At 33.6% G+C, this 24,029-nt stretch carries 22 protein-coding genes and 1 riboswitch; of the genes, 14 read left to right on the top strand and 8 right to left on the bottom strand.

Annotation, left to right across the window (positions count from 1 at the left end):
- Positions 1 to 117: 117 nt before the first annotated feature.
- Entirely contained in the window at positions 118 to 324 is a 207-nt protein-coding gene (locus DWY01_RS03095) for an MATE family efflux transporter (RefSeq protein ID WP_243001952.1), read from the top strand.
- Here DWY01_RS03095 and DWY01_RS03090 read toward each other — a convergent pair.
- Positions 317 to 1,741: a glucosaminidase domain-containing protein gene (locus DWY01_RS03090; protein ID WP_117992993.1), complete on the bottom strand. Its 1,425-nt coding sequence runs from the start codon at positions 1,739 to 1,741 to the stop codon at positions 317 to 319. The two genes, DWY01_RS03095 and DWY01_RS03090, sit on opposite strands and share 8 nt — an antisense overlap.
- Before the next feature lie 174 nt (positions 1,742 to 1,915).
- Between DWY01_RS03090 and prfA the strand changes: the two genes are divergently transcribed.
- From prfA to DWY01_RS11870, 5 genes are all read left to right on the top strand, one after another.
- Positions 1,916 to 2,983, top strand: coding sequence for a peptide chain release factor 1 (gene prfA / locus DWY01_RS03085; protein WP_199519854.1), 1,068 nt, complete (start codon positions 1,916 to 1,918; stop codon positions 2,981 to 2,983).
- Positions 2,983 to 3,831, top strand: coding sequence for a peptide chain release factor N(5)-glutamine methyltransferase (gene prmC, locus DWY01_RS03080; RefSeq protein ID WP_117992988.1), 849 nt, complete (start codon positions 2,983 to 2,985; stop codon positions 3,829 to 3,831). Before prfA ends, prmC begins: the two co-directional genes overlap by 1 nt.
- Positions 3,832 to 3,927: 96 nt before the next feature.
- Positions 3,928 to 4,497, top strand: coding sequence for a ferritin family protein (locus DWY01_RS03075; protein ID WP_117572828.1), 570 nt, complete (start codon positions 3,928 to 3,930; stop codon positions 4,495 to 4,497).
- Positions 4,498 to 4,603: 106 nt separating this feature from the next.
- Positions 4,604 to 5,470 (top strand): methionyl aminopeptidase, encoded by an 867-nt coding sequence (locus tag DWY01_RS03070; RefSeq protein WP_117992985.1) that lies wholly within the window; start codon positions 4,604 to 4,606, stop codon positions 5,468 to 5,470.
- A gap of 97 nt (positions 5,471 to 5,567) precedes the next feature.
- The gene (locus DWY01_RS11870; protein ID WP_256372080.1) at positions 5,568 to 5,702 is read left to right on the top strand and encodes a hypothetical protein; all 135 of its coding nucleotides are present in this window, start codon (positions 5,568 to 5,570) and stop codon (positions 5,700 to 5,702) included.
- Positions 5,703 to 5,871: 169 nt separating this feature from the next.
- Here DWY01_RS11870 and DWY01_RS03065 read toward each other — a convergent pair whose 3' ends face one another.
- Together DWY01_RS03065 and DWY01_RS03060 are read right to left on the bottom strand one after the other, a co-directional pair.
- The gene (locus DWY01_RS03065; RefSeq protein ID WP_117992983.1) at positions 5,872 to 6,579 is read right to left on the bottom strand and encodes a hypothetical protein; all 708 of its coding nucleotides are present in this window, start codon (positions 6,577 to 6,579) and stop codon (positions 5,872 to 5,874) included.
- Positions 6,576 to 7,010, bottom strand: coding sequence for a LytTR family DNA-binding domain-containing protein (locus DWY01_RS03060; protein ID WP_117992980.1), 435 nt, complete (start codon positions 7,008 to 7,010; stop codon positions 6,576 to 6,578). Before DWY01_RS03060 ends, DWY01_RS03065 begins: the two co-directional genes overlap by 4 nt.
- Positions 7,011 to 7,145: 135 nt before the next feature.
- On the opposite strand from DWY01_RS03060, the gene DWY01_RS03055 reads away from it, so the two are divergent.
- The 3 genes from DWY01_RS03055 (at position 7,146) to DWY01_RS03045 (ending at position 10,685) form a co-directional block, all read left to right on the top strand.
- Positions 7,146 to 9,293: a Tex family protein gene (locus DWY01_RS03055; RefSeq protein ID WP_117992978.1), complete on the top strand. Its 2,148-nt coding sequence runs from the start codon at positions 7,146 to 7,148 to the stop codon at positions 9,291 to 9,293.
- Positions 9,294 to 9,373: 80 nt separating this feature from the next.
- On the top strand, positions 9,374 to 10,276 hold the full coding sequence (locus DWY01_RS03050) for an AEC family transporter (protein ID WP_117992975.1): 903 nt from the start codon (positions 9,374 to 9,376) through the stop codon (positions 10,274 to 10,276).
- Between the two features lie 100 nt (positions 10,277 to 10,376).
- Entirely contained in the window at positions 10,377 to 10,685 is a 309-nt protein-coding gene (locus DWY01_RS03045; protein ID WP_117992973.1) for a hypothetical protein, read from the top strand.
- A 23-nt stretch (positions 10,686 to 10,708) separates the two neighbouring features.
- Here DWY01_RS03045 and DWY01_RS03040 read toward each other — a convergent pair whose 3' ends face one another.
- Positions 10,709 to 11,491, bottom strand: a complete 783-nt coding sequence (locus DWY01_RS03040) for a Cof-type HAD-IIB family hydrolase (RefSeq protein ID WP_117992971.1) — start codon at positions 11,489 to 11,491, stop codon at positions 10,709 to 10,711.
- A 63-nt stretch (positions 11,492 to 11,554) separates the two neighbouring features.
- On the opposite strand from DWY01_RS03040, the gene DWY01_RS03035 reads away from it, so the two are divergent.
- Positions 11,555 to 12,217 carry an AAA family ATPase gene (locus tag DWY01_RS03035; protein WP_117992968.1) on the top strand — a complete coding sequence of 221 codons (663 nt, stop codon included), beginning with the start codon at positions 11,555 to 11,557 and terminating at the stop codon, positions 12,215 to 12,217.
- A 28-nt stretch (positions 12,218 to 12,245) separates the two neighbouring features.
- Here DWY01_RS03035 and DWY01_RS03030 read toward each other — a convergent pair whose 3' ends face one another.
- From DWY01_RS03030 to DWY01_RS03015, 4 genes are all read right to left on the bottom strand, one after another.
- Complete coding sequence (locus tag DWY01_RS03030) at positions 12,246 to 13,577, bottom strand: NCS2 family permease (RefSeq protein WP_117992966.1); 1,332 nt, start codon at positions 13,575 to 13,577, stop codon at positions 12,246 to 12,248.
- A gap of 48 nt (positions 13,578 to 13,625) precedes the next feature.
- Positions 13,626 to 16,736, bottom strand: a complete 3,111-nt coding sequence (locus DWY01_RS03025) for an exodeoxyribonuclease V subunit beta (RefSeq protein WP_117992963.1) — start codon at positions 16,734 to 16,736, stop codon at positions 13,626 to 13,628.
- The gene (locus tag DWY01_RS03020; RefSeq protein WP_117992961.1) at positions 16,736 to 19,285 is read right to left on the bottom strand and encodes a PD-(D/E)XK nuclease family protein; all 2,550 of its coding nucleotides are present in this window, start codon (positions 19,283 to 19,285) and stop codon (positions 16,736 to 16,738) included. Before DWY01_RS03020 ends, DWY01_RS03025 begins: the two co-directional genes overlap by 1 nt.
- A 102-nt stretch (positions 19,286 to 19,387) precedes the next feature.
- Positions 19,388 to 20,758: an NAD(P)/FAD-dependent oxidoreductase gene (locus tag DWY01_RS03015; RefSeq protein WP_117992958.1), complete on the bottom strand. Its 1,371-nt coding sequence runs from the start codon at positions 20,756 to 20,758 to the stop codon at positions 19,388 to 19,390.
- 5 nt (positions 20,759 to 20,763) lie between these two features.
- Positions 20,764 to 20,861, bottom strand: a riboswitch (purine riboswitch).
- 103 nt (positions 20,862 to 20,964) lie between these two features.
- Between DWY01_RS03015 and DWY01_RS03010 the strand changes: the two genes are divergently transcribed.
- Genes DWY01_RS03010 through ispE form a run of 4 tightly spaced genes read left to right on the top strand, consistent with a single transcriptional unit; the run spans position 20,965 to position 24,028 of the window.
- A complete protein-coding gene (locus tag DWY01_RS03010) occupies positions 20,965 to 21,849 on the top strand; it encodes a YitT family protein (RefSeq protein ID WP_117992955.1) in 885 nt (294 codons plus the stop codon).
- Positions 21,833 to 22,357: a ribonuclease M5 gene (gene rnmV, locus DWY01_RS03005; protein ID WP_117992953.1), complete on the top strand. Its 525-nt coding sequence runs from the start codon at positions 21,833 to 21,835 to the stop codon at positions 22,355 to 22,357. Before DWY01_RS03010 ends, rnmV begins: the two co-directional genes overlap by 17 nt.
- A complete protein-coding gene (gene rsmA, locus DWY01_RS03000) occupies positions 22,354 to 23,223 on the top strand; it encodes a 16S rRNA (adenine(1518)-N(6)/adenine(1519)-N(6))-dimethyltransferase RsmA (protein WP_117992950.1) in 870 nt (289 codons plus the stop codon). Before rnmV ends, rsmA begins: the two co-directional genes overlap by 4 nt.
- Positions 23,195 to 24,028, top strand: a complete 834-nt coding sequence (ispE, locus tag DWY01_RS02995) for a 4-(cytidine 5'-diphospho)-2-C-methyl-D-erythritol kinase (RefSeq protein WP_117992948.1) — start codon at positions 23,195 to 23,197, stop codon at positions 24,026 to 24,028. Before rsmA ends, ispE begins: the two co-directional genes overlap by 29 nt.
- Position 24,029 lies beyond the last annotated feature (1 nt).

Here is a 24,029-nt window from a genome sequence, read left to right as displayed (position 1 = left end):
GATATCAAGAAAAATAAAAGTAAGTTCTTATATTTTTAACTACTTATCTATAAGATATCAAGAAAAATAAAAGTAAGTTCTTATATTTGGTTCATAGAAACAAAGAGGGGGATGCAGATGAAAAAAGATAAATCATTTATTGGTTTAGCAATCCCAGTTGTGATTCAACAATTATTAGTCAATCTATTTGCTATTACGGATACGATTATGGTTGGGGGAATTTCAGAGAATGCGATCAGTGCCATAACTGTTGCTAATAAGTTCTTCTTAATCTATAATTTAGCCATTTTTGGACTCACAAATGGAGTTGGATTGTTTATTTAAAATTTGATTTCTTAATATATGCATAGCTATTTTTGTATTTAGAATCTATCTCTAAATGATTCTTTTTTACTGGAGCTTCACTTGATATTTTATAGTATCCATGCTCATCCTTTAATATATGAATAGATATGATATTGCCTTTTTTATAGGAATAAAGAACATCTTTTTTATTTGGAGCATAAACTTTTAAATCCTTAGATAGTTGAACTGTTCTAATTGGATTCTTTTCTTTATCTATACTATTTTTATCTAAGCGATAGTAGAAACTAGCCGCTTTTTCTCCCCAGTATGGATCAGATGCATAATCGACATTGATACCACTTGCCTTATCTCCAAACCAAGAGCCGTGGTATCTAGAATCTTCTGGATTTAAGTAACCTTTTTGTAAATAATTATAGGCATGCTGTTGAATACAATCTGCTAAAGAATTGTATAGGTTGGCATTGTCTGGGTTTTCGTCTATGGCAGCATGCCCAAATAAGTTATTGTATTCAATCGCATATTGACTTTGTCCAAACCCACTTTCATTTAAGGCTAGCGCAAACATCATGGAAGCATTGATTGAATAATTTTTTTGTGTTGTTAAGAAGACATTAGCTTGATTATAGAGTACAGATTCATTATCCATACAAGGATAGGTTTCTGCTGTTTTGTTGATTCCATATTCAGATAAAAAATCATTGTAGACTATATTGTTTAAATACGATGTAGTTCTATGAGGTGTGTATTGATAATAATTGTAATAAGGCTCTTCATTTATTTTCTTATCTTCTATTAAATCTTTAAAGCTCGAATAGAAATAATGTCCATCATATGAATAGTAGATGGTGTCTTTTTTTAGAAATTTTGGAGCAGGACCAATCGATATAGAATTTACACCTCCATGTACAATATCTGTCGAAATCGTATGAATGAGGGAGCTATTATATACGGAATAGGTAGATAAAGTGTAGGAATCATTATAAAAGCATAATTCAACATTGTTGATATCTGTCCATGCCTGCACACCACTGATTTTGAAGTGTACTTCTTTTCCATTAAAGCTTGTGCCTAAATATTGAGCATCAGCTCCATAATTGCCATTTACATATCCAGTTTCATCTGTATCTGTTGTGTATTCTGTATTTTCAGTTATGTCTTTCGTCTTTAAATTAACGATACCAGATTGAAGCCGTAAGATTTTTCCGTTTTCATCTTTTATACAAACATACTTAGAATCAATTGTATCCATCTTAAAAGATGCGAAGATATAATGTTTATAGGAAGCTTGTACTTCACTTGTACTTAAATCTTCTACATAGTATTGTCCGTCTTCAGTGATTTTTAAAATGGTGAAGGGGATGACTACAAATACGAGAATGAGCAATATTAAGACCATAGTAAATGGAATCTTTTTAACTTTTCTTTTCTGTTTCATACCTTATATTATACTCTTATCTTCAAAAATTGCGTAATAGGACAATTTCCATCGACAATAAGTGTACTTTATATTAAAATAGATGGGGTATATCGCTAAAATAAAGCGTTTTTTAAGTGGCAAAACACTCAAGATATAAAGAATATGGAGAAAGGAAGTATATTTATGGCAAAAATGGATGAGCGTTTAGAAAAAATGGTTGAACGTTATCGCGAAATCAATGATTTAATGATGCAAAGTGATGTAGTATCAGATCGTAAGACCATGGCAAAATTGGGTCGTGAACAAAATGAGTTAACGCCTATTGTCGAAACATACGAAGAATATAAAAAGGCAACTGAAGAATTAGAAGAGGCAAAAGTCCTTTCTAAAGAAGAAGATAAAGAAATTCGTGAAATGGCACAAATGGAAGTGGAAGAGTTAGAACCAAAAATCCAAGAGTATTTAGATCGTTTAGAATTGCTTTTGGTACCAAAGGATCCTAATGATTCACACAATGCGATTCTAGAAATTCGTGGAGCCGCTGGTGGAGACGAAGGAAATATCTTTGCCGGAGACTTATTCAGAATGTATTCAAAATATGCTGAGGCAAAAGGCTGGAGAACAGAAGTTATCGAAACTGAAGATAGTGAAGCTGGAGGATTCTCATTAGTTTCATTTAAAGTCAATGGAGAAGGTGCTTATGGAACTTTGAAGTTCGAATCTGGATCTCACCGTGTACAACGTGTGCCAAAGACAGAATCACAAGGTCGTATCCACACTTCTACAGCTACTGTGTTGTGTATGCCAGAAGTTGAAGCCGAAGATTTCGATATTGATATGAACGATTTAGAAATCGAAACAATGCGTTCAAGTGGAGCTGGAGGACAGCACATCAATAAAACCGATTCAGCGGTTCGTATTGTCCACAAACCTACAGGTATTGTAGTTAAGTGTCAGGATGGTCGTAGTCAACATGAAAACCGTGCAACTGCATTAATGACAATTCGTGCACGTGTATATGAAGAAAGACAACGTGAATTGGATCAAAAGAATGAAAAAGAACGTCGTACAAAGATTGGTACGGGAGATCGTGCAGAAAAGATTCGTACATACAACTATCCTCAAAACCGTGTAACAGACCACCGTATTGGATATACAGTGAATCAGTTAGATCGTATTATGGATGGTCGTTTAGATGATTTGATGGCTGCATTACAGCTTGCAGATCAACAGGCAAAAATTGCTGGAGAAAAAGAATAATGAGTACATATCATTCATTGATCAATGAAGGTAAAGAACGTCTTTACAAAGCTGGTCAAGGTGAACAGGCTGCTCAACTTTACATGGTGGAATTATGTCGTCAAAAGGATGTAAATCTATATATTTCTATGGATGAAGAGGCGGATGAACAAATTCAGACGGATTATTTAGAAGGTATTCATCTAATGGAAAATGGAGAACCACTAGGATATGTATTAGGATATGAATGCTTCTATGGTTATGATTTTATTGTGAATGAAGATGTTTTAATTCCTAGACCCGAAACAGAAGAGTTAGTAGGACTTGTGTTATCTAAATTTGATGATTATTTTTCAGACAGAGAACATGTCAATGTATTTGATGTGGCAACTGGATCAGGCGCAATTGGAATCACTTTAAATCTTGAAGAACCAAGAATGGATGTAATCGCATCTGATATATCTAAAGAAGCTTTAGTGGTTGCACAAAAAAACAATGAAAAGCTAGGCGCAAACGTAAACTTCATTTGTGGTAGTATGTTAGATCCATTTATTGATCGAGATTTACATTGTGATATTTTAGTTTGTAACCCACCATATATTCCAAGTGAAGAAAAGATGGAACGAAGTGTTGTAGATTATGAACCACATGTAGCTTTATTTGGTGGTAATGATGGATTAAAATTCTATCGTGATGTATTTGAAAAAGCACATCTTGTATTGAATGAAAAAGCCTTTCTTGCCTTTGAAATGGGATGGGATCAAGGTGAAGCTTTATCAAATTTAGCTCGTGAATACTTTGAATCTGCAACGATTACTGTACATAAGGATATGTCAGGAAAAGATCGTATGTTGACGATTGAATTATAATTAAAATTTCTTGAGCAATACTTTTGAAATATTGAAATGAATATGCGATAGTATATGCGTAAGAGGAAATAATATATTTCAAGAGGAGGATTATTTATGAAATATAGATGCTTAATTTGTGGACACATTTATGATGAGGAAAAGGAAGGCGTAAAATTCGCTGATCTTCCTGCAGATTGGAAATGTCCAACTTGTAAACAACCAAAAGAAAAATTTGTTCCAGTAGAAGACGAAATGACTTGGGCTGCTGAACACGTAGTAGGAGTCGCAAAAGATGTTGCTGAAGACATTAAAAATGACTTACGTGCTAACTTTGAAGGTGAATGCTCAGAAGTAGGTATGTACTTGGCAATGGCTAGAGTCGCTCACAGAGAAGGATATCCAGAAGTTGGATTGTATTATGAAAAAGCAGCTTGGGAAGAAGCAGAACATGCTGCAAAATTTGCTGAATTATTAGGTGAAGTTGTTACAGATTCAACTAAGAGAAATCTTGAAATGCGTGTAGAAGCAGAAAATGGAGCTACTGCAGGTAAGGTTGATTTAGCAACTCGTGCTAAAAAGGCAAACTTAGATGCAATTCATGATACAGTACACGAAATGGCTCGTGATGAAGCTCGTCATGGTAAGGCATTTGCTGGATTATTAAAACGTTATTTTGGTGAATAATGCATTTAGAAGCTTCTGAATTGATCAGAAGCTTTTTTTCTTTAAGAATCGTAGTTTTCGTGTATAATAAGTTGTGTCTAACGAATATATAGAAAGAAGGATCAAAATGATTGGTAAGAATAGTCCATGTTGGTGTGGTTCTGGTAAAAAATATAAACATTGTCATGAAGAATGGGACAATACAATTAATGTATTAAAACTACAAGGTAAAATAGTTCCAAGTCATAATTTAATTAAGTCGGAAGAAGATATTAAGTGGATCAAAAAAGCAGCTAAAATCAATAATGCCGTACTTGATTTAGTTGGAGAAAAAATCTGTGCGGGTATGACTACAGAAGATATCGATAAATTAGTATATGATTATACAACAAGTCATGGTGGAATTCCTGCATGTCTAGGCTATGAAGGATTCCCTAAGAGTGTTTGTACATCTATTAATAATGAAATTTGTCATGGTATTCCAAGTGAAAAAGTCGTATTAAAAGATGGCGATATTATAAATGTAGATTGTACTACCATTGTACATAAACACTTTGCGGATGCATCTAGAATGTTTTGTATTGGAAATGTAAGTGATGAGGCAAAACGTTTAGTCGATGTTACTAAAGAATGTCTAGAAATAGGTAAAGAAGCTGTACGTCCTTGGGGATATATTGGCGATATTGGTGCTGCTATTCAAGAACATGCACATAAAAATGGCTACAGTGTCGTTGTTGATTTTTGTGGACATGGTGTTGGTAATGCTTTCCATGAAGATCCATATGTACATCATGTAGGAATCCGTAATACAGGTATGGTTATGGCACCGGGTATGGTATTCACAATCGAGCCTATGATCAATCAAGGAACGCGTGATTTATATATTGATAAAGATAATGGCTGGACATCTTATACAAAAGATGGAAAGTTATCGGCGCAATGGGAAAACACGATTCTAGTTACAGAAAAAGGAATTGAAGTATTAGCTTGGTAAGAAGTCAATAAAATGACTTCTTTTTTTGACTTTTAATTTCTTTTTCACATACACTTGATTTAATTAAGGAAAGAGATCATCAGAAAAAGATGTATTAATGAAATGTACAAAATGCGGTTACAAAGAAGAAGTATCTAGATGGTTGATTGATGAATTATTTCCAAATGAATCTGAAGAAAACTATATGATGCACTGCCCTGAATGTGATCATAAGATGATTGTAAAAAAATAATTCAACAATTAAAGACGAATACAAAATGTTGGCTATTTTTCAATAGTCCTTTTTGTCGTTCCTGATAATTCATATCTTGTGATATTTTAGTGCTATTTCACATATTGCATTTCCCTGTTCCGAAACCAAAATCTTAATATATAAAAAAGAAAGACGTTGATTGTCTTTCTTAAATATAATGGATTTCAATTCCACCAAAATGAATGTGACCTGTGATATTTAATGTAGGATAGCCACTAGATGATGGCTGTCCTTTTTCATCAACACCACCAAAAAAGGAACGAACATGACTCTGTACATTCCATTCTTTAGGTACATAGAGTTCAATACCTGTAAAATTTCCATCGATTTCAATCGTAGCTTGATTTTGAATGGTAGCCTGATCAAAATAGAGCTTCAATCCTGAAAACTTTGAATCAATGGTCACATATTGTAAATCATTGGTTTGAATATATTGAACTTTTTCACCAAAATTAGAAGTAATATTGATGATAGAATTTGTTGAGTATTCTACATTTTCTGTATCGTCATCACCAAAATTGATTTCAATTTGTTTGTTGACTTTAATATGGCTTTTTTCAGGATGGAAAATACTAGTTAATCCCCAAGCTAATAGCCAAGTAGCTAATAATAGAAGCCATAAAGAAATATTTTCAAAACCTAAATCTTCTCTGAATAAATAGAAAATAATCGCAATCCCAAATAAAGGACTGTAGAAGCTTCTTTCTTTGATTCCATCGATAATAACAGATAGACAGATTAGAGTTCCAATGATTTTCCATAGACTGAATGTAAATTGTAGAAAACCAAATAGATTCCCAAAAATTAATATGGCACCTAGAATACAAATAATGCCCCAAAACCAATTTCTTTTCATAAATGATTCCTTCTTTCTTTTAATACTTTGTAGTACATTCTCGATACATAGACTTGTTTATGACTGTTTTGAAAAGTAATGAGATGACTCGATACAGAATGCGACAGAGAATAAATTTTTTGAATATTCACTATTGTAGATTTAGAAATTCTTAAAAAGGAATTCGGCAATATATTTTCTAATTCATACAATTTCTGTGTTGTAGAAAACATATCATTGACTGTGTGTGCATATACCGTTCCATTGTCACTTTCAAAGAATAGAATCGCATCTAAATCTAGATAATACTCTGTATCTTGTTTAAAGAATTGTATACTCGGCTTTGATTTAAAATTAGAAAGTAATTGTTTCAATTCCTCAGTATATTCTTTTGTATGTATGACGATTTCATCTTCATTTAATGAATCATCAATTTCTAGTCTTACTTTCATGGCCTTATTATTTCATATGAATATTTAAAAGTATAGTCTTGAAAAGTAAGTGGTTAAAATAAAAGGCTAAGTGGTAAATTCTGTATTCTAAAGAGTTTTCTTGGTATAATAATAGAGTTGAAATGAGGTTTTATTATGGATGAAAATATAATTTCCTTAATTGCGAAAGAATTGAATATTTCAATTTCGCAAGTTAAGAATACATTGGAATTATTAGAAGAAGGAGCTACTGTTCCTTTTATTGCACGTTATCGTAAAGAACGTACAAAAGGTTTGGATGAAGAACAAATTCGTGTTATTCAAGAAAATTATGCATATCAAGTAAACTTAGCTAAGCGTAAGGAAGAAGTCTTGGCACGTATTGAAACATTAGGTAAATTGGATGATGAAATTGTAAAGAATGTCAACGCATGTACAAAATTATCACAAGTAGAAGACATTTATCGTCCTTACAAACAAAAGAAAAAGACGCGTGCCAGCGTTGCGATTGCGAATGGTCTACAGCCATTAGCTGATACATTCATGTCTTTTCCGCGTTATTTTAAGGAAACAGAATTAGATGCCTACATCAATGAAAATGTAAAAGATCGTGAAGCTGCCATTCAAGGAGCACGTGATATCATTGCTGAAAAAGTAAGTGACGATGTGGATGTGCGTAATAAAATATTGGATTCAATGACAAATTATGGGCGTGTTGTTACAAGTGAAAAGAAGGATCATGAGGATGATCATAAAGTTTATAAGATGTATTATGATTATTCAGAAAGAGTGAATACATTAGCACCACATCGAGTTATGGCGATTGATCGTGGGGAAAAAGAAAAAGTATTAAATGTATCGATTTCTTTTAATGAAGAATATATTGAAAACTGGGTATGCCGAAGATTTATTCGTTTTAATAACAGTGGTACAAGTGAATATGTTCGTACAGCAATATTAGATGGTTTAAAAAGATTGGCCTATCCTTCGATTGAAAGAATGGTGCGTTCAGCCTTAAGTGAAAAGGCACATGAATCAAGTATTGATGTATTCTCTATGAACTTAGAAAAACTATTGCTTCAACCACCTATGAAAGATAAAGTGATTCTAGGGTTTGACCCTGCCTTTAGAACCGGATGTAAATTGGCTGTTATTGATGCATCTGGAAAGAAATTAACTGTAGATGTAATTTATCCACATCAGCCAAATGCGAAAGTAAGAGAGTCTGAACAAAAATTAGTTCAATTATGTAAAGAATATCATGTGAATTTAATTGCGATTGGCAATGGTACGGCAAGTAGAGAAAGTGAAGCTTTTGTAGCCAACACAATTAAGAAATTTAATTTACCAGTATCCTATACTATTGTTTCTGAAGCAGGAGCCAGCGTATATAGTGCATCGAAATTAGCAATTGAAGAATTCCCTGATTTACATGTCGAACAAAGAAGTGCAATTTCGATTGCGAGAAGACTGATGGATCCACTTTCTGAATTGATTAAAATCGATCCTCAATCGATTGGTGTTGGTCAATATCAACATGATTTACCAACCGCAAGATTAAAAGAGCGTTTGGATTTCGTAGTAGAAAAAGCGGTTAACCGTGTCGGTGTAAATATCAATACAGCAAGTGTTTCATTGCTTAAAAATGTTGCGGGATTAAATAATGCGAGTGCCACAAGCATTGTGTCGTATCGTGAAGAGAATGGAAAAATTGAATCGCGTACACAAATTAAAAAGATTCCTAAAATCGGTCCAAAAGCTTTTGAACAAGCAGCTGGATTCTTGCGTATTGAAGATGGAAAGGAACCATTGGATCGTACAAGCATTCACCCTGAGTCTTATAAAGCCACAAAAGTATTATTAAAGGAATTGGGGCTTTCTACTTCGGATTTGGGAACACAAAAGGCAAAGGATGTAATTTCTAATTGTGATACAAAACAATTGATGCAAGACACTGGATTAGATAGTTATACATTGAAGGATATTTTAGATGCGATTTGTCTTCCACTAAGAGATTATCGTGATAAATATGATGCACCATTACTAAGAAAAGATGTCTTGGAAATCGAAGATCTTCATATCAATGATAAGCTTGAAGGAACGGTTCGTAATGTCGTTGACTTCGGGGCTTTTGTAGATATTGGGTTACACGAAGATGGATTGGTTCACATTTCAAAGATGAGTTCAAATAGAGTGAAACATCCAAGTGATGTTGTTTCTGTAGGAGATATTGTTACGGTATGGGTATACAATATTGATCAGGAGAAACAAAAGGTTCAATTAACGATGGTTAATCCAAATTGACAATCATCAAATAGGAGTTTATTATCTATACGAAAGTAGGACAACTTGTTGTTGTCCTTTTGTTTTAAGGAAGGGATTATATGAATATTACGACGATTGTAACACAAATGACAATTCTATTATTATTGATGATTGTCGGGTTTGTAGGTGCTAAAAAGAATATTTTTAATGATGAAGTAAATGTATATACATCCAATATCTTATTAAAAATTGGAATTCCAGGCTTAATTATAAGCTCAGTGAAAAATGGATCACCATTTACAGGAAATGAACTGTTCAATGTACTTGTTATTTTCTCAATATTTGTGATTTTCACAGGCATTGTCTCTAAAATTATTGTAGAAGTCTTACGTATAAAAGAGAATAAAGCCCTTTGGCAATTTATGATTCTATTTACCAATGCTGGTTTTATGGGGTTACCAGCTATTCAAGCAATTCTAGGGGATAAAGCGATGCTTTATGGAGCATTATTTTTGTTGCCATTAAACTGTTTGATGTATGGATATGGAGAAAGTTTATTTCGTAAGGGAGGATTTTCCTTTAAGAAATTTATGAATGGACCAATGATCGCATCTGTAGTTGCACTTATTCTTTGTATTCTTAATATTAAATTGCCATATATTTTAGGACAGACATGTACATATGTTGGTAATGTTACGACACCACTTTCTATGATGGTTATTGGAGCTGGATTAGTTAAGATGGATATCAAGGAATTGTTGGATTTGAAGCTATGGGAGTTTACTTTATTTAAGATGGTTCTGTTACCATTGTTTTATATGTTTTCATTGTCACTGTTTCATATTGATCCACTGATTGAAAATACGCTTGTCTTGATCATGTGCATGCCGGTTGCGAGCAATTCGAGTGTCTATGCACTTATGTATGGCGAAGATGCAACACTTGCTAGTAAGGCTATATTTATGACAAGTGTGGCTTGTGTAGTCACAATTCCTCTTGTTTTCATTATACATACGATTTAAAATGTTAAAAAAGTGACAAATGTAAACTAAAATAAATGTCAAAGTTTGAGTTATTTATTTGAATGATGTATGATTTAGTAAAGAAAGGAAGTTGTGGATTATGGAAAAATGGACTCAAGAACAGTATGCGGCTCGTTTACAGGAAATGAAACAAGAAGCTCATGATAAAATGTGGTTATACATCGAAGTGAATGCCAAAGAGTTTATGAATGAATGTGAACCAGGGGTAAAAAATTTAGCAAGTTGCTGCAAAGCAATGTTGGATGCAATGTTAGAGGGTGATGGTTTTATCGTAGAACCTAAGATTCGTACTAAGGTTGCTGGAACTTTAACAGTTCGTTACTATGTTGACAATTTACATCCAGGTCGTAGAAAATACGCAGATGTAATGAAGGAACAACAACAGTAAAAAAAATAGAATCATTTCTGATTCTAAATAAGCTTTAAATATTTAAATGCTTTATACAAGCCGTCATTGTCAATCTTATCTGTGACATAGTCGGCTTTTTCTTTTACACAATCGACCCCGTTTCCCATCGCAACAGAAATATCGGCATAATTTAACATTGTTAAATCATTTTCTGAATCACCAATCGCAACAGTTTCATACTCTTCATTATAATAGTCTTTGACAAATTGGATAGCAGTAGCCTTGTTGTATTCTTTGTGTGTGATTTCTCCACCTAAATGCATGAAATTTGTGAATGTTAAATATTCCGGAATTTGTTTTAAGATTTCTTCGCGTTGTGCGGTTGAATCAAAATGAATACTGATTTTCATGATTTGTTCATAATCATTATCTGTAATTTCTGAAATGTCAGGGAAAGACAAGAAACGATTCCCCATACGATTGTCTACATGAAATTTACGCATTCTTTCTCTGTTTTTTTCGCTGGTAAATGTCATTTGACTTCCTTCTAAAGAATGACCAGTGTCTTTGGCAATGTGTTGAATAAACTTTGTGTCTCTTTTTTCTAAAGGTTTAAAAAGCACTTGTTTATTATCTATAATAATCTCACTTCCAGCACCAAAACAATATCCGTCAAAATTTAAATCAAGTAAGAATTGAGGAACTTCACAACGCGTTCTTCCTGTGTTTATATAAATTTTATGACCATTTTTTCTTGCTAGTTCAATCGCTTCTAATGCAGAACTAGGAATCTGTTCAAACGTCCAAAGTGTTCCGTCTAAATCTAAAAAAATAATTTTTTTCATATCCTTCCTCCCTACACTATTCTAACATATTATTGTATGATATAAGAAAAAGAGGGATTGGATATGGAAAAGAATGTCGTCATAACAATATCTAGGCAATTTGGTTCAAATGGAAGAGAAATTGCACGTAAATTGGCTGAATATTTAGATATTAGTTATTACAATAAACAAATCTTAGAAAAAATCGCAGAAAACATGGGAGTCTGTGCAGATTTTTTTAAGGACCAGAATCAAGATGAAAATGGATTATTTACTATCGAATCGCGAGGTATTTTAGGACTTCGAAATATTACAGAATTAAGTGTAAATACACAAATCTATGATATGGCCAGTGATTTTATTAAAAAAATTTCACAAAGAGAAGATGCTGTAATTGTTGGAAGATGCGCAGATTATATTTTAAAAGATAATCCTGATGTGATATCTGTGTTTTGTTATAGCGATGTTGAGGAACGTATTCAATGGTCGATTGATGAATACAAGGTTCCGGCCAAACAAGCGAAAAAGATATTACAGGAAAAAGATACGCAAAGATCTAGATTTTATGAATTCTATACCAATCAAAAGTGGGGCAATCCACATAATTATACATTGATGGTCAATACATCAAAGATGAGTACGGAGGATGTGGTTCGTTTGTTGGCATCGTTCTATGATGCGAAAAAAGGCATCCTTACATTTAAGAACGCCTTTGAAAATCAATATGAAAAAGATAATAAGTACTAACAAGAAGTCGGAATTCCGACTTCTTGTTTTACATAATATAAGGTGTAGCAAAATATAGTACGAAGATAATCATTAATGCCCAAACGGTTGGGTGAACTTCTTTTGCCTTACCAGCAGCAATCATTGCGATTGTATAAACGATGAATCCGCATGCGATACCATTTGAAATAGAATACATTAAAATCATCATAATGATTGTAACGAATCCAGCAGCTGCAAAAATCATGTCATCCCAATCAATGCCCTTTAATTGTTGAGCCATCATAATACCAACAACAATTAAAGCTGGAGCTGTAACGGCATTTGTGACTGTACTTAAAATTAATGGTGATAAGAATACAGCAAGTAAGAAGCATACACCTGATGTACATGCAGTTAAACCTGTACGTCCACCAACACCAACACCAGAACTAGATTCAACGAAGCTTGTTACTGTACTTGTACCTAAAACAGCACCGAATACTGTACCAATAGCATCTGCAAGCAATGCTTGTTCAGCATTTTCTAGTTCACCTTTATCGTTGATCAAACCAATACGGTTTCCAATCGCAACAAGTGTTCCGGCTGTATCAAAGAAGTCAACGAATAAGAATGAGAAAATTACAACGAAAGCCTGGAATGGATTTGCGAATAATTCAGAAATTCCTGAGAAGCAAGCTCCAGCGGCTTTTAATTCAAAATCAAACGAAATGAAATGTTCAGGTAAAGTAGGCATGCCAGCCATTCCCATGAATCCAAGAATGATTCCAATCACAGCTGTGATAACCATACCTACGAATACGGCAGCCGGTACATTTTTAATTACCAACGCAATAGTAATCAATAAACCAATAATCGCAAGTAATACAGTTGGATCTGTTAAGTTTCCAATTGTTACAAATGTTGAAGGACTCGCTACGATGATACCTGCATTTTTTAAACCAACAAACGCAATGAAGAAACCAATTCCAGCTCCAATTGCTAATTTTAATTGTACAGGAATCGCATTGATAATCGCTTTACGAACACCAGTAACAGAAATAAGAATAAAGATAATACCTGAAATAAATACAGCACTTAATGCAGCTGCCCAGCTAAATCCCATTTGACCACAGATTGTGTAGGCAAATAATGCATTAACTCCCATACCAGAAGCAAGGGCAACAGGATAGTTGGCAACAAGTCCCATAATAATACTTGCAACACCAGCTGAAATTGCTGTCGCAAGGAATACAGAAGCTTTGTCCATACCAGCATCTGCTAAAACAGCAGGGTTAACCCCAAGAATGTAGGCCATGGCCAAGAATGTTGTAAGACCAGCAATAAGCTCTGTCTTAACGTTTGAACCTTTTTCGTTCAATTTAAAGAATTTTTCCACGATTCTCTCTCCTTCTCTCTTTTTTCAAAGACTTTACCATTGTAGCATAAGTTATTCTAAATAGATGCACTTTGATAGAGAAAAAGAGTAAATATATGTTTTTATAGGTAAATCCGTTATTTTTTTCATAGCTTGCTTGTAAGTTTGAAGCTGAATTGTGTATAACTCAATGAGTTCCTGTTCGTTGTTTACTGTATCTGTTTTAAAATCAACGATAATAATCTCATTTTCTTTATAGACAACGAAGTCCATAAAGCCATGAACAACTTGATTTTTTTCTTCGATAATATAGCTTTGTTCAAATACATGCTTTTCATTCATCCAAGCTTGATACATTGAATCTTCATTTAAGGCAAGAATTTGTTTGGTATCATAATCCTTTAATGGATAGCCATAAGAATTCGCATAAGAAATAATTTCTTCTTCTTGATAGGGATAAGAACATTGAGCAGCAATTTCATGGAATAAAGTACCACGAAGTGTACCTATATTCTTTGACAATGTTACTTCTTTCCAATTCAATTTTATTTTGGCACTGCTTGCTGTTTGACTTGAGAATGCCCTTGATGTTTTTGTGTATACAGGAAGCGTATAGGATTTGTTGTTTTGACGCACCTTTAATGGTCTTTCATATAAATCATCTTTTTTGTCAAAAACCACTAACGAATTAATTTGATTTGCGTAAGTATGCAAAAGCCATCCTGTATAGCTTTCATCCTCTAATAAAGTATAAGCATTTAAAGGACTGTAAAAATCCTCTAGTCTTTGTATTGTATCCACAATCACAAGCTCTTTTTGAGAACGCGTTGTCGCAACATAGAATACACGCATTTCTTCGGCTAAATCATCTAATTCTTTTTTTGTTTGTAGGGCCAAATGATAAATTGAATTATACTTTAACTTATAGTCATTGCTTAATCCCTTTAAAGAAAGTCCTAAAGTAGAATCGAGTAAGATACACGAATTTCCATGCTTATCTCTTTGTTCGTGTTGTGAAAGAATATATACAATAGGAAATTGTAGACCCTTTGATTGATGCATTGTCTTTACTTGAACCACATCATCTTCTTCACCATATAAACTTGCTTCTTGTGTTTGATCTTGGTTGGCATCCTTTGACAATTGTAGGACAAAACCATGAATGTCATTCTGATTTTCATATTGACCTGCTAGTTCTAATAAATAATCTAAATTATTTTTATCTTGAATTGTTGTGGATGCATAATAAAAATCATTGTAGGCATAGATATATTGAAGAAGCTGCATAATTGTTTTATTTTTATTTGCGTATAACTCAAAGAAAGACTTCATAAAATCTTGTTCTTTGATACTTACAAATAACGATGATCCCTTTTCTTTGTCAATGCAGCAATTCGCAATCTTAGAAAAAGGTACATTGAATAAGGGTGACATCAAACAAGCACATAAAGAAATGTCGTCTGTAAGATCTTCTATGGCTTTTAATGTAGAAATCACGATTTGAATGGCAGGATTTGTATAAAATCCATGATCAATAGTAATCATAGCCGGAATGTTGTAGGCTTCAAAAACAGCTTTTAATTTTTCCTGTGGAGCATGATTACGTGTTAGCACACACATAGATTTATATGGAATTCCCTCTTTGTGTTTTTCTATGATATCATGGGCAATTAAATCAAAACGATTTTCGTTGTGGTTCTTTTTGATGGTAGCTTTATTGCCTTCATCATCTTTATATTCCGTATATAAGAAACGCACAGGATATTGAGGTTGTTCTTTTTGTCCATCGGTTCCTACATTGGCAATATCGATATCTTCAAATTGCTGGCCTAACAATTCATTGTTCATGATTTTACTATAGAAATCATTGTTGAATTCAATCACACTTGCGTTAGAACGATAATTTTCTTGCAGCAACAAAGGCGTATTATTAATATCTTTCATTTTCATCCAATTTTGCATAATTTTAGGATTCGCCTGACGAAAGCCATAAATAGACTGTTTAATATCACCCACTCGAAATACATTGTTCTCGTGACAGAAAGACGCTATGATTTTTTCTTGTAGCTCATTGGTATCCTGGAATTCATCAACAAGAATCATTTGATATTTATTGTACATTTCCTCTTTGATCATAGGATCTTGAAGGAGTTGATAGGCAAAATGTTCCATATCATTAAAGTCAATGACTTCCATTTTTTTCTTTTCTAATTGAAAGTACAACTTAACTTTATTAGTTAATTCAAATAAGGTATCAATTAAATGTTTATGACTTTGAATGTCTTTAAGATAAAATTCTTCATCAAATAAATTTTCGACAATACTTGTTTCGTGATCTTTGAAAGAAGTTTGATATTTAGAATAATCCACTTTGTCGATTGTCTTTTTAAATACAATTGTATTTTTTAAATAAAGCTCGAACTGTGCTTTAAAATCCGAATAAGTTGAAGCATTTAAACACTTCGATAGATAATCCTGTTTGATTTCATAATCCTCAGATTTTGTAATCATAGGAATAACTTCATCTAAGATTTCGGACATAGCTAGACAGTGGTTATGAAAATATTTTAAGGCATATTCCATTAATGTTGGATTTAAATAAGTATAAGATGCTTGGATATTTTTGATCCAGACTTTGGCATCGTCTTCGGATTTTGAATTAAGAATAGCCAAAATATCTTCAATATACCTTTGGATATCTTCTTCGGTTTTGCCAAAAGAATGAAAATACATTTTTAGTTGGGTATACGCATTTAAATCTAGAGCTTCAATCGCATGTTTATAGGCATTTTCAAAGGCAATACGAGTTTGTGCACTGGATGCGGTTTGCTTTGACATCGTGTATGAGATGGGGATTTTATAGTAATAATTTTGTACAATTGACAAACAGAAGCTATCAATGGTTGAAATACTAGCAGTTTCTAATAAAGCCATTTGTTGCAGGATGTATTCAGTTTGGGGTTGTTCTTTTAATTTTGAAAGTAAACGAGCCTTCATTTCTGCTGCTGCATCCTTTGTGAAGGTCATGGCCAAGATAGAGTCGATAGAAATATGGTCTTTTAGTACCAGCTGACATAAGCGTTCGACTAATACAGCGGTTTTTCCACTTCCTGCACTTGCTGAAACAACGACATTTGTATTTCTTATATCAATGGCTCTTTGTTGGGGTATAGAAAAATCCATTATTCTTCCTCCTTTTCTACGCGAAGCTTCGGCTCAACTTCATTTGCAAGATTTCTACAAATGGATCTATAAGCACAATATTTACAGGCATCGGCCACATGGTTTGGCAAGGCTTGTCCGCTGGAAATATCTTCTAGTAAACTATCAACTACTTGCGTCCATTCATCTTTAACCTTTTCTAGACTTGGATTATCTCTTTTAGTAGGTAGATATTGTTTGGTGTTATCACAATAAATACTCGCATCACTAAAATGCCATCCTTTAAGTCTGCGGTTAACTTTAAATGTATCAAGAACCTCTTTTTCATCTGTAACAGACAATTCGGGAATCTTTTTACGATAGTTTAATTTACCATATGTCAATGCTTCTGGTGTTGTTTTTAAGGCAATATAGAAGCACCCCACAGGAATTAAATGGGATTCCTTTTCATAAGCTAAGGTATATGTGGCTAGCTGCAAAGAAAGTCCGGATTCAAATTCTGTAAGCTTAATATCTTTGTCACTCGATTTATAGTCAAAGATACAGAAGGATGTATTTGAACTATCAATACGATCGATATATCCATATAGATCAATCGTAAATTCATTCCATGGATAGGAATAAGAAAATTTATGTTCTTGTTTATCAATACTCATATGCCAGTTGGATTCAAAATTGTGTAATTGTTCGAAAATCAAAACAAGCTTTTCTGTAATCTCTTCTATTTGGGAATTAAACCATGTGACTTGTTGCAGAAGTACTTTTTTAGCGAATGAGAATTCTTTTTCAACATAGTCATGGATTTCTTCCTTAGATAAAGAAGTGTAATCACTTTTTTCTTTAGAGATGACCTCAAGCACATGGTGTAAAATACTTCCACGTATACGAATATCAGTAATATCCTCTTTTTCTTTTAAATATAAGCCATATTTAAGGGCGTGAGAAAAAGGACAGCGAGCATAGGATTCCAGTCGTGAAATGGAACTTTTAAAATGATCATCCTTGAAGAATATAGATTGAGCTGTTTTAGTATCTAAATCAATGTTTGGCGTAATCCAATTAAAGGAATCTGGAGTTGTGATAAATGTTGATTTTGTTTTAAGCCAATTTTCTATTTCTGAGCTTGGCTCATAATTCTTTCCTTGATAGTCGCTTTGTGGATATAAAACATAGAGTGTTTCGCATAAGGATAAACAATCAAAGATTTGCGTTTGTTGATGCTGAATACGTGTTTCCAAATCAGGAAGTGCTGTGTTTTTTACATAAGCTTCATCAAAAATGCCGGAATGCAGTTTTAAAGAAGGGAATGAATTCGCATTTGTTCCGGTTAAAAAGACAATGGGTCTTAAAAAAGTCACATCTTGTCTTGATCCGATTAAAATTCCTTCAATAAAGCTTGCCTTCTGGTTTGCAGAAAGGTTTTGAATCTGGTGAATCAAGATACTTAAATCATTTGTACTATGAATGTAAGTATGAATATCTTGAACTAGAGAAATGACTTCATTAAAAGCATTTAGATCTTCTCTTGTAACTTGTTCATGTAGATTTTGAATGTGTTTTGCGATTTGAATAAAATCTAAATCATTAAATAAGAAAGCATGGTTTTGTATCCATTCTAATGTTTGTTGTTCAAGCCTTTGATACGATGTGAATTGATATGAATCAATAATTTCATTTTCTTCATAGGAAAGGATGCTTAGGTGGGGTTCAAATTTTAAGAATTGTTCGGGAAACAATGTGTAATATTGAATAAGATAGTCGTCGTTTGGGTATAAAATTTGAACTAAATTGATAAAGCTCTTTAAATCCATGTCTTTTGCCCATGTTAAGTAGCTGATCCATTCATTATATATAGATGTTGTATGAACTTCTTGCATGGTTGTGAATGGAATTTTATGAGCGGAAAGAATTTGGGTTAAAACATTCTCATCATTGGCGTTATTTAATGCGATAAAGATATCATCGGCTGTATAATTATTTTCAATGATTAGATTCGCAATGACTTCCATTTGTTTTCGCGCATTGGCAACACTGTAGTAGTGCGTATTTAATAGTTGTTTTTCACCTAGCCACTTTGCCCCATGATAGATTAATGTCTGAATCCAATAATTATCTAATTGGGAATATTCTTTCTTTAGAATATAAATATTTTCTAAATCTGGTAATTTAGAAAGAACGTTTTTTGTTTGGTCTTCTTTTATTTCGATAGGATAAAGAAGATTTAAAATTTCATTTAAATCCTTTTCTTTTTGGGTTGAACAAGGAAAATCATGAATTTGGTAGGTTTTAGCCATTTTAATAAAGTCTAAACAAGCATTTAAAAAGTCATAGTCTTCTTTACTTGAGTAGAAGGCATTTTGTACAGATATATTTTTTAATGCGTCTTTATATAAATAAAGTAATTCAATATCTGATTTTGGTTGTCCATGATAAAAAGAAGATAGCCAGCTTGATAAAGTTAACACTTGTATGCCTAGGCAATCTTTTTTTTGTTTTAGAATTTCTTTGTATAAAGATAAATGTAGGGTAGCCGGAGCTAATATTGTACTGTTATCTGGAATTTGTATCATAAAATTATCACCTAGATTATTATATCATTATTATGATTAACTCGAGAGTTATTAACTGTGGAGTTAATGAAAAAAAGTGGATCACACGATCCACTTTGTATATTATAGATTTTCTGCAATATGTCTTGCGACATATACACCAGATGCACTGGCATGACTTAGTGAGTGCGTTACACCTGAGCAGTCACCAATAACGAATAATCCTTTGTGTTTTGTTTCTAAGTTCTTATCAACTTTTACTTGCATGTTGTAGAATTTAACTTCAACACCATATAGTAATGTATCATCACTAGCTGTTGATGGACATACTTTATCAAGGGCATAAATCATTTCGATAATGTCATCTAGTTGACGCTTAGGAATAACTAGAGATAAGTCTCCTGGAGTTGCCTTCAATGTAGGAGTTACGAATCCTTGTGCAATACGACTTGGAGTAGAACGTTGTCCACGAATTAAATCACCAAAACGTTGAACGATAACGCCACCACCTAGCATATTGGATAGACGGGCGATGCTTTCACCATATTGGTTACTTTGTGAGAATGGCTCAGTAAAATGATTTGATACTAATAAAGCGAAGTTTGTATTGTTTGTAAAACGAGCTGGATCTTCATAGCTATGTCCATTTACTGTGATGATACCGTTTGTATTTTCGTTTACAACAACTCCTCTAGGGTTCATACAGAATGTACGAACGCGGTCTTGGTATTTCTTTGAACGATATACAATTTTTGATTCATATAAAGAATCTGTTAATTCTGAGAATGTATCGGCATTTAATTCAACACGAACGCCAATATCTACACGATCACTCTTTGTCTCGATATCTAGATTTGAACATACAGATTCCATCCATTTACTTCCTGAACGACCTGTTGAGATGATGCATTGTTTACCTGTATATGATTCCTCACCACAAATAACTTCAAATCCATCTTCTACTTTATTAACCATATCAATGTGTTTAAAGAAGTGGAAATCAGCTTTTTCTTTTAATTCATTATATAAATTTTCAAGAACAACATAGTTAATGTCTGTTCCCAAGTGACGAACCTTTGCCTTTAATAAGTGAAGGTCATTTTGAAGACATTTTTTAGCGATAGCTGCATCAGAATTTGCGTATAGACGAGTTTTTTCTCCACCCATTTTGCAGTTGATTTCATCGACATATTCCATTAAATCAATAGCTTCCTGTTCACCTACATATTCATATAGGTTTCCACCAAATTCATTTGTGATATTATATTTTCCATCACTAAATGCACCAGCTCCACCAAAACCGTTCATAATGGCACATGATTTACAGTGAATACAAGATTTGATGTTCTTTCCATCAATTGGACATTTTCTTTTGTTTAATGGTGCACCAGCTTCAAATACACCAATTTTTAATTCAGGTTTGTTTTTTAATAACTCATATGCTGAGAAGATTCCTCCAGGCCCAGCTCCAATAATAATGATATCGTATTGCATCTTTTTTCCTCCTGCTTGAAAGCTATAGTCTACTGTTTTCGGTAGTAGGTATGAACGTTCAACCATATCATGAACTTATATAACCCGGACTATTATACGGATAAAGTATCTTTATTGCAAGCGATAAATTAAAAAAATGTATATATTAAAAATGCGTTGTTATAGGAAAAAATGCTATAATCATTTAGGCGAGAAGAGGTATGCTTATGAATACAAATAAAATACATGAATTGATAATGATTTTACTTGGAAACTTTATAGTTGCTTGTTCAGTTTCCTTTTTTATACTTCCTAATAATATATTAACGGGAGGTGTAGCCGGTGTGGCTGTCGCATTACATCCGATTCTTCCTGTTGATACAGTTTTGATGATTGATGGTTTGACAATTGGTTTGTTTATTCTAGGAGCTTTATTACTTGGTAAGTCGTTTGCGATGAAGTCTGTGATTTCAACAATTGTATATCCAATTTTCGTTACTAGTTTATCGCGTATTGCTACAATGTTTCCTAAGGATACATTTGTGATGCCTCCATACGTAGCTACGATTTATGCTGGAGTTCTTGTAGGAATAGGTTTGGGCTTGGTTTTCAGAGTGAATTCAAGTACAGGTGGAATAGATATCTTAGCGTTGATATTACATAAATATTTAAAAATTCCAGAAGGAACAAGTGTTATGATTGTTGATGGCTTAACTGTTTTATTAGGTGTGATTACACATGGATTAACACCTGCATTAATCGGTATTATGTCTGTATTTGTTTGTGGTGTGGCAATCGACAAAACAGTCATGCTTGGAATGCAATCGGCAAAAAATGTTATGATTATATCGACGGAATGGAAACAGATTCGTCGTATTCTGTTAGAGACAGTGGATCGTGGTGTGACGATTCTAGATGGAAGTGGGGGCTATACACAGGCACCTAAGCCTGTATTGATGTGTGTAATCAAGCAGAAACAATATCCATTATTGGAGTCTAGTGTTTTAGAAATCGATCCTAAGGCTTTTATTATTGTGAATGATGTACACCAGGTTCATGGTGCAGGATTCACATCGAAACATGTGGTGGAAACAGATGAAACAACATATTAAAGAAATTATTGTCGTTGAAGGCAAAAACGATACAAATACGTTACAATCCTTTTTTGATTGTGACACAATTGAAACAGGTGGAGATCAAGTAAATGAGAAAACAATTGAGCGTGTAAGACAAGCTCAAAAGACCAGAGGCGTGATTATATTTACGGATCCGGATACGCCAGGGGAGCATATTCGAAGATTGATAGGAAGCAATGTGAGTGGATGTAAGCATGCGTTTATAAATAAGGAAAAGGCAAAAACACCCAAAAAAGTAGGTGTGGAGCATGCGAGCAAAGAAGATTTATGGGATGCTTTATGTAATTATGTGACTTTTGAAAATAAAGAAGAAGTCTTGAGTTGGCAAGATTTTATTGATTTAGGCTTGGTAGGTAATAAAGAATTGCGCTTTCAGGTATGTGAAGCATTTCATATCGGTCCTTGTAACGCAAAAACGTGTTTTAAGCGTTTGAATCAAATGAATATCACAAAAAAAGATATAATAGAAAGGAGTCTTTCATGAAACAGGCGATTGCGACAGTAAAGAAGACGAAAGAGATTCAAGAAAAATATAAGGTGTTCACGAAAAAAAGCTTCGGACAAAATTTTATTATTGAGCCGGGGGTTGTTGAAAAAATTGCGAATGCCGCCATTCAATCTAAGGATGGGCTTGTATTTGAGATTGGTCCTGGAATAGGTGCTTTAACACAGTTTCTATGTGAAAAAAGCAATCAGGTCATAGCTTTTGAAATTGATGAAAGATTACCAGTTGTTTTGGAAAATGAAATTGGATTTGATCATCTTCAGATTGTTTTAGAAGATATCCTAAAGGTGGATATTGATGAAAAGATTCGTGAATTTAGAAAGCCTGGACAAAAAGTCGTTTTCGCATCGAATCTTCCTTATTACATAACAACGCCTATTTTATTTAAATTATTTGAGGCAAAAGAAGAGATTGAAAGAATCACAGTTATGATGCAAAAGGAAGTGGGAGAACGCTTTTTAGCTCGTGAGAACGATAAGGAATACAATGCATTGAGTGTGATTACACAATATCGTTGTGATGTGAAAAAAGTGATGGATGTTTCAAGAAGAGTATTTTGGCCTAGTCCAAATGTAGATTCAATGGTTGTTCAGTTTTCATTCCATCATAGGTATCATTTGGATGATGAAGCGTATTTCTTTGGTTTGGTAAAGGCATGCTTTACACAGAGAAGAAAAACAATCTACAATAATTTCCAAGGGTTTGTTAAAGATAAGAATTTGGCAAAAGAGTTATTAGAAAAAGCGAATATAGAACCGAGTACGCGTGCGCAGCAATGTACGTTAGAGGATTTTATTCGATTATATGAGGTGACGTATGAAGGTACAGGCAAGGGCAAAAATTAATTTGGCATTGGATGTCGTGGAAAGAATGGATAATGGTTATCATTCTTTGGACATGATCATGGCACCTATTTCAATTTGTGATGAGATTGAAATTGAAAAAAGTGCATGTGATGAAGTGACGTGTGAAGGTATGAAATTACCTGAAAATAATACAGTTTCAAAAATGGTTCAGGTCTTAAAAGAGCTTTATCACTTAAGCTCAAATTATAAAATATCGATTAAAAAACATATTCCAGCTCAGGCAGGGCTTGGTGGCGGAAGTGCCGATGCAGCTGCTGTGTGTAAAGCAATTCTACAAATGGAAGGTATCGAGGAAACAGAAGAAAACCTATACGAAATTACCAAGCAAGTAGGGGCAGATGTGCCTTTTTGCATCCATGACAAGTGGGCAAGAGTCAAGGGTATTGGGGAAAAAATTACTCCCATTGAAAGTGATTGGCAGTTTAATATTATAGTTGTAAAACCGGATTTTGGTATTTCAACGGCCAATGCTTTTTCAAAATGGAAAGAGTCTCGCCCATTTCATCCAGATGTAGATCTAGTTGAATCGAGTATTCGAGAAAAGAATATGGATCTTTTATATCAGACAATGGCGAATGCGTTAGAGCCAATCGCATTTGAGATTGAGCCTGAATTGAATCAAGTTAAGATGGATATGGAAGATGCAGGATTGGTTCGTATCTTGATGTCTGGGTCTGGTTCAAGTATGTTAGGTTTTAGTGTGGATGAAGATGTTATTCAAAGTGCATATGAACGATTAAAAGAAAAGTATAGCTTTGTTCAAATTGTGCATGTGGGAGGCTAAT

The organism is Eubacterium sp. AF22-8LB, assembly GCF_003458715.1.
GTDB lineage: Bacteria > Bacillota_I > Bacilli_A > Erysipelotrichales > Erysipelotrichaceae > Holdemanella.
The sequence above is the reverse complement of the archived record's forward strand: the minus strand, read 5'-3'. Positions and strand labels throughout refer to the sequence as shown.